The 5,624-nt window shown below is 59.1% G+C and carries 7 protein-coding genes; 5 read left to right on the top strand and 2 right to left on the bottom strand.

The window, feature by feature from the left end:
* Positions 1-128 precede the first annotated feature (128 nt).
* Together AC1DRJ_RS18180 and AC1DRJ_RS18175 are read left to right on the top strand one after the other, a co-directional pair.
* Positions 129-605, top strand: coding sequence for a nuclear transport factor 2 family protein (locus tag AC1DRJ_RS18180; protein ID WP_477803381.1), 477 nt, complete (start codon positions 129-131; stop codon positions 603-605).
* A 223-nt stretch (positions 606-828) separates the two neighbouring features.
* Positions 829-1,608 (top strand): TSUP family transporter, encoded by a 780-nt coding sequence (locus AC1DRJ_RS18175; RefSeq protein ID WP_477803380.1) that lies wholly within the window; start codon positions 829-831, stop codon positions 1,606-1,608.
* Here the strand turns inward: AC1DRJ_RS18175 and nudC are convergent.
* Both nudC and AC1DRJ_RS18165 read right to left on the bottom strand, forming a co-directional pair.
* Positions 1,576-2,406, bottom strand: coding sequence for an NAD(+) diphosphatase (nudC, locus tag AC1DRJ_RS18170; protein ID WP_477803379.1), 831 nt, complete (start codon positions 2,404-2,406; stop codon positions 1,576-1,578). The genes AC1DRJ_RS18175 and nudC overlap by 33 nt on opposite strands.
* A 6-nt stretch (positions 2,407-2,412) precedes the next feature.
* Complete coding sequence (locus AC1DRJ_RS18165; protein WP_477803378.1) at positions 2,413-3,225, bottom strand: crotonase/enoyl-CoA hydratase family protein; 813 nt, start codon at positions 3,223-3,225, stop codon at positions 2,413-2,415.
* A gap of 407 nt (positions 3,226-3,632) precedes the next feature.
* Between AC1DRJ_RS18165 and AC1DRJ_RS18160 the strand changes: the two genes are divergently transcribed.
* The 3 genes from AC1DRJ_RS18160 to AC1DRJ_RS18150 are packed head-to-tail and all read left to right on the top strand — an operon-like array spanning position 3,633 to position 5,491.
* The gene (locus tag AC1DRJ_RS18160) at positions 3,633-4,175 is read left to right on the top strand and encodes a tetratricopeptide repeat protein (RefSeq protein WP_477803377.1); all 543 of its coding nucleotides are present in this window, start codon (positions 3,633-3,635) and stop codon (positions 4,173-4,175) included.
* 54 nt (positions 4,176-4,229) lie between these two features.
* Positions 4,230-4,727: an RNA polymerase sigma factor gene (locus AC1DRJ_RS18155; protein WP_477803376.1), complete on the top strand. Its 498-nt coding sequence runs from the start codon at positions 4,230-4,232 to the stop codon at positions 4,725-4,727.
* The gene (locus AC1DRJ_RS18150; protein WP_477803375.1) at positions 4,724-5,491 is read left to right on the top strand and encodes an anti-sigma factor family protein; all 768 of its coding nucleotides are present in this window, start codon (positions 4,724-4,726) and stop codon (positions 5,489-5,491) included. Before AC1DRJ_RS18155 ends, AC1DRJ_RS18150 begins: the two co-directional genes overlap by 4 nt.
* Positions 5,492-5,624: the final 133 nt, after the last annotated feature.

The raw sequence follows: 5,624 nt of genomic DNA, 5'->3' as shown, positions 1-5,624 counted from the left end.
GCTCCCGATAAACGCGGTACAGGCTACGGAAATTCCTTCTGACCAAGAAAAACTAACGCTTTACTGTTTTGCAACTGAACAAACTGACCACAACGTGTTTGAACTTTAATTTTACTGGGAGACTTTACATGTCTAACGCTGAAGTTCGTCCACCATTGCCACCCTTCACCCGCGAATCGGCCATCGAAAAAGTTCGCCTGGCCGAAGACGGCTGGAACTCTCGTGACCCGGAACGGGTGTCGCTGGCTTACACACTGGACACCCGATGGCGTAACCGCGCCGAATTCGCAAACAACCGCGAAGAAGCCAAAGCCTTCCTCACCCGCAAATGGGCCAAGGAACTGGATTACCGCTTGATCAAGGAACTCTGGGCCTTCACCGGCAACCGCATTGCCGTGCGTTATGCCTATGAATGGCACGACGACTCGGGCAACTGGTTCCGTTCCTACGGCAACGAGAATTGGGAGTTCGATGAGAACGGGCTGATGGCTAACCGGTTTGCCAGCATCAACGACCTGCCGATCAAGGAAAGCGGGCGCAAATACCACTGGCCGCTGGGGCGTCGCCCGGATGATCACCCGGGGCTGTCCGACCTCGGCCTGTAGGATCCTGTAGGAGCCGGGCTTGCCCGCGATGGCGATGTCACAAGCAACTGAAGTGTTGAATGTGATACCGCTATCGCGGGCAAGCCCGGCTCCTACAGGGATATCGGGTTAGGCATAGATCCAATGCGTGGGCCAGACAAGTCGCCGCAAAGTCTGGATATAGGTAAGATACCGGCCCTTCCCCGCAGCCCTTTCCTGCACCCCGCCGAAATAAGCCGACTCCATGCCTTTCGAACTCAGCGTTGACCTCACCACCCTGGCCATTCTGGCCGTTGTTGCCTTTATTGCCGGTTTCATCGATGCGATTGCCGGGGGTGGCGGCCTGCTGACCACCCCGGCACTGCTCACCGCCGGTCTGCCGCCACACCTGGTACTGGGCACCAACAAGCTGAGTTCGACCTTCGGCTCTGCCACCGCCAGTTTCACCTTCTACCGTCGCAAGCTGTTCCATCCCCGCCAGTGGGTGCATGCCATCGTCGGCACACTGGTCGGCGCATTGACCGGCGCCGTGGTCGCGCATTATTTGCCGGCCGAGTGGCTGAATAAAATGCTCCCGGTGATCGTCTTCGCCTGCGGCCTGTACCTGTTGTTCGGCGGTACGCCTAAAGCGCCGCTGGACAGCGATGCTCCGATCAAGAAAAAGTGGCAATCGACCCAAGGCTTCAGCCTCGGTTTCTACGACGGCGTGGCCGGTCCCGGCACAGGCGCGTTCTGGACCGTCAGCACGCTGCTGATGTACCCCATCGACCTGGTGAAGGCCAGCGGCGTGGCGCGCAGCATGAACTTCGTCAGCAACATTGCGGCGCTGTCGGTGTTTGTGTTTTCCGGGCAGGTGGACTGGATCATCGGCCTGAGCATGGGCCTGTCGGTGATGATTGGCGCATTTTTTGGTGCGCGCACCGCCATCAGCGGCGGTGCGAAGTTCATTCGACCGGTGTTCATCACCGTGGTGCTGGGCTTGACTGTGCGCCTAGCCTGGCAGCACTGGTTCAGCGTGGCCTAAGCGCCGCGCCACATAAACGTCGATCAGGTAACGGGCAATCGAGCGCGACGCCGGCAACGGCGGCAGCGCGTGAACGTTGAACCACTGGGCGTCTTCGATTTCGTCTTCCTGACAGACAATCTCGCCACCGGCGTACTCGGCGTGGAAACCCAGCATCATTGAGTGCGGGAACGGCCAGCACTGGCTGCCCAGGTACTGGATGTTCTTGACCTCGATCTGCACTTCCTCCCGAACCTCGCGGATCAGGCAATCCTCGGCCGACTCGCCCGGCTCGGCAAAACCAGCCAGCGTGCTGTACACCCCGCTGACGAAACGAGGTGAACGGGCCAGCAAAACTTCATCGCCACGGGTCACCAGTACGATCATGCTCGGCGAGATCCGTGGGTAATTGCGCAAATTACACGGTTCGCAGTACATCGCCCGCTCGCGTGGAATCTGCGTTACTGCCTGACCACAGCTGCCACAAAAGCGATGCTCACGGTACCAGGTGCCAATCTGCGCGGCATAGCCAAGCACCTTGTACACCGTGTGATCGCCCTCAAGCATGAACGCCCTTAGACCTTTCCAGTTGCACCCCGACACTTCGCCGGGACTGCGCAGCTCCAGCAGATACACCGGTTCACCATCGAGATGACCAATGCCGTGCTCGGCAAGAATCGACAGGTCCTGCCGTTTGAGCCATTCGCGCGGGAACAGCGCGCCATTGTCATCGAACAGGAAGCCTTCCGGGCTGCGGGCTACGGCCCAGCCGCCGGGTTGGTCGGTATCCAGTACTGCTGTGGTCCAGCGTGAAGTCATGTTTAATCAGTCCAGAAATTCGGGTTTCTGTTTGCTCATATGGGCGGCCATGGCCACGCGCAAGTCGGTGGATTGCAGCATGGCGGCGTTCCAGGTGGCGACGTATTCGAGGCCGTCGTCGATGCGATGGTCGCGCATGTAGCTGATCATTTCCTTGGTGCCCGTCACTGCAATCGGCGACTTGCTGGCGATTTCGCGGGCTATGCCCATGACGCCATCCAGCAGGCTGGCAGTGTCGCTGTAGACGCGATTGACCAGACCAATGTTGCGTGCTTCGTCGGCGCCAAACGTGCGACCAGTGTAAGCCAGTTCACGCAGCATGCCGTCACCGATGATGCGCGGCAAGCGTTGCAGGGTGCCGACGTCGGCGGCCATGCCGATGTCGATTTCCTTGATCGAGAATTGTGCGTCTTCGGCGGCGTAACGCATRTCGCAGGCGGCAATCAGGTCGATGGCACCACCGAGGCAATACCCCTGAATCGCCGCCAGCACCGGCTTGCGGCAATTGTCGACAGCATTGAAGGACGCTTGCAAAGCGAGGATCTTGCGGCGCAGCAGGCGCGCGTTACGACCGACATCCTTACCCAGCTCATTGGCCACGCCGGCCAGCATCATCAGGTCGATGCCGGAGGAGAAATGCTTGCCGGCGCCACTGAGGACCACGACGCGGGCTTCGTCGGTGTCGTCGACCCACTGGAAAATCTCGATGATCTCGCTCCAGAACGCAGCGTTCATCGAGTTGATTTTTTCCGGGCGGTTAATCTGCACATGGGCGATGTTGTCGGCGAGTTCGACGGTGAACGCGGTGTACTGAGACATGGCAGTGATCCTTTTACCGGGGCAAAAAATGAGGCCCGGACTATAACAAGGCATGGGTGGGGGGAGTAAGGCAGCGGTTCAGCCAAAAGCGGGACTCGGTGGGGTTTTGTAGTGTCTGGGCCAGCCCTTTGGCGAGCAGGCTCGCTCCCACATTGGATCTCTGGTGTTAACAAATCCCCCTGTGGGAGCGGGCTTGCCCGCGATTGGCAACACCGCCGATTTAACTACCCTTCACCAMCGCAAAAGCACCGGGATAAGAATGTTGTCAAACAAGGCGCCAAGGATTGCACTTTTCTTGCAAAGTTCCCCAGAAAGAAATGAATAATTGTTCACGCTGAGGTGTTCTTCTTACATGACCCAAAACGATCGTGGTTTTGACTGAAACCCGTAAACTTGGAGCCTTGCCAATGAACGCACGCTTTGTTGTTTTCACCGCCCCGCTGCTGCTTGCCGGTTGTCTGACGGCAGCGCTGACCAGTTCGCTGGCGATTGCCCATGGCGACGATGATGCGCCCGCAAAACCCAACTGCCCTAAAGGCCAGGTCTTCGACTCCAGATCGCAAAAATGCCTCAAACAAACCAGCAGTCTGGTACCGGATGACGACCGCACCAATTATGCCTATCGTCTGGCCAAGGACGGGCGCTACGAAGAAGCACTGGCCCTGCTCGATACACTTGAAAAACCGAACACCGCCAAAGCTTTAAACTATCGCGGTTACGCCACGCGTAAACTGGGGCGTACCGACGAAGGCATCGGTTACTACCTGCAATCGGTCAAACTCGACCCACAGTATGCGCAAGTGCGTGAATACCTCGGCGAAGCGTATGTGATCAAAGGCCGACTGGACCTGGCTCAAGAACAGTTGCTGCACATCAAATCGATCTGCGGCAGCACCTGCGAGGAATACCAGGACCTGGCCGAAGCCATTAATGATTCATCGAAAACCTGACACTCAGCACAGACGGAGGTCGCCATCGCCAGCGATCAAACAATCAGGGCCGAATTGGGCCAGCATTTAGCGCGTTTGTGGCGTTATGGCTTGCTGTTGTCCCGGCAACGGCATGTGGCCGAAGACTTGGTGCAGGCGACCTGCGTGCGGGCGCTAGAACGTGCCGGGCAGTATGTCCCCGGTACGCGCATGGACCGCTGGCTACTGAGCATCCTGCATTCGATCTGGCTCAACGAAGTGCGCGCACGTCGGGTGCGCCAGGGTCAGGGGGTGGTGGATGCCGACAGTCAGTTGTCGTTTGACGGCGAACACGCGGCGCAAACCCATGTGCTCGCGGCTCAAGTGATCCGGCGTGTCGACGCGTTGCCCGAAGCCCAACGCGAAACGGTGTACCTGGCGTACGTCGAAGGCTTGTCGTACCGCGAAGTCGCCGAAGTGCTGCAAGTGCCGATGGGCACGGTCATGAGTCGGCTGGCCGCTGCCCGGGTAAAACTGGCCGAATACCCACCGCTGCATGCTGTACCGAACCCTTTCACGGGAGAACGTCGATGAACGATCGCGCCACACCTTCAGACGAGCAACTGGTGGCCTATCTCGACGACCAACTCGATGTCGAACAACGCACTCGCATCGATACGGCCATCGCCGAAGACTCGACGCTCAACCTGCGCCTGCAATGGCTGGCTCGCAGCAACCTCCCGTTCAAGCAGGCTTATGCCGAAATGGCCCAACAGGCGCCCCTGGATCGTCTGCAATTCATGCTCGACACTTTGCCTTCCCCCGAACGCCCAGCGCTGAATCGCCGCTGGTTTCTCGCAGCCGCGGCCAGTTTGGTAGTGGGCGGCGTGGTGGCAGACCGTTTGTTCCTCGGTTGGCAATCGAGCCAGCAAACCACCAATTGGCGTGGGTTGGTAGCCGACTACATGTCGCTCTACGTGCCAGAAACCCTGGAACACTTGCCCAGTGATGAAGCCTCCCAACGGGCGCAACTGCGGCTCATCGATACGCGCCTGGGCCTGAACCTTGCTTCCACACAGCTGACCTTGCCCCGCTCTGAGTTCAAGCGTGCGCAAATCCTCGAATACGAAGGCGTACCGATTGCCCAGATCACCTACCTCGACCCGACGCATGGCCCGATGGCGCTGTGCGTCACGCGCTCCAACAGCGGCAGTCGACACTTCGCCCATGAGCGGCGGCACGGCATGAACGTCGTTTACTGGGCGGACATGGAACATGCCTGGATGTTGATCGGGCACAGCCCGGTGGCGGAGCTGGAGGACATGGCCAAGGTGTTGCGAACCCGGCTAAGCACGTAGCTCTGTAGCAGCTGCCGAGCTTGCGAGGCTGCGTTCGAGGACGTAGTCCTCGTAAAATCAGGCAACCGGTTCTTCCAGAAAATCCACGCCCTCGGGACATGCGAGGACTGCGTCCTCGAACGCAGCCTCGCAG

The sequence above is a fragment of the Pseudomonas sp. P5_B2 genome (genome assembly GCF_056400445.1).
This window is presented reverse-complemented; position numbering and strand designations above follow the sequence as displayed.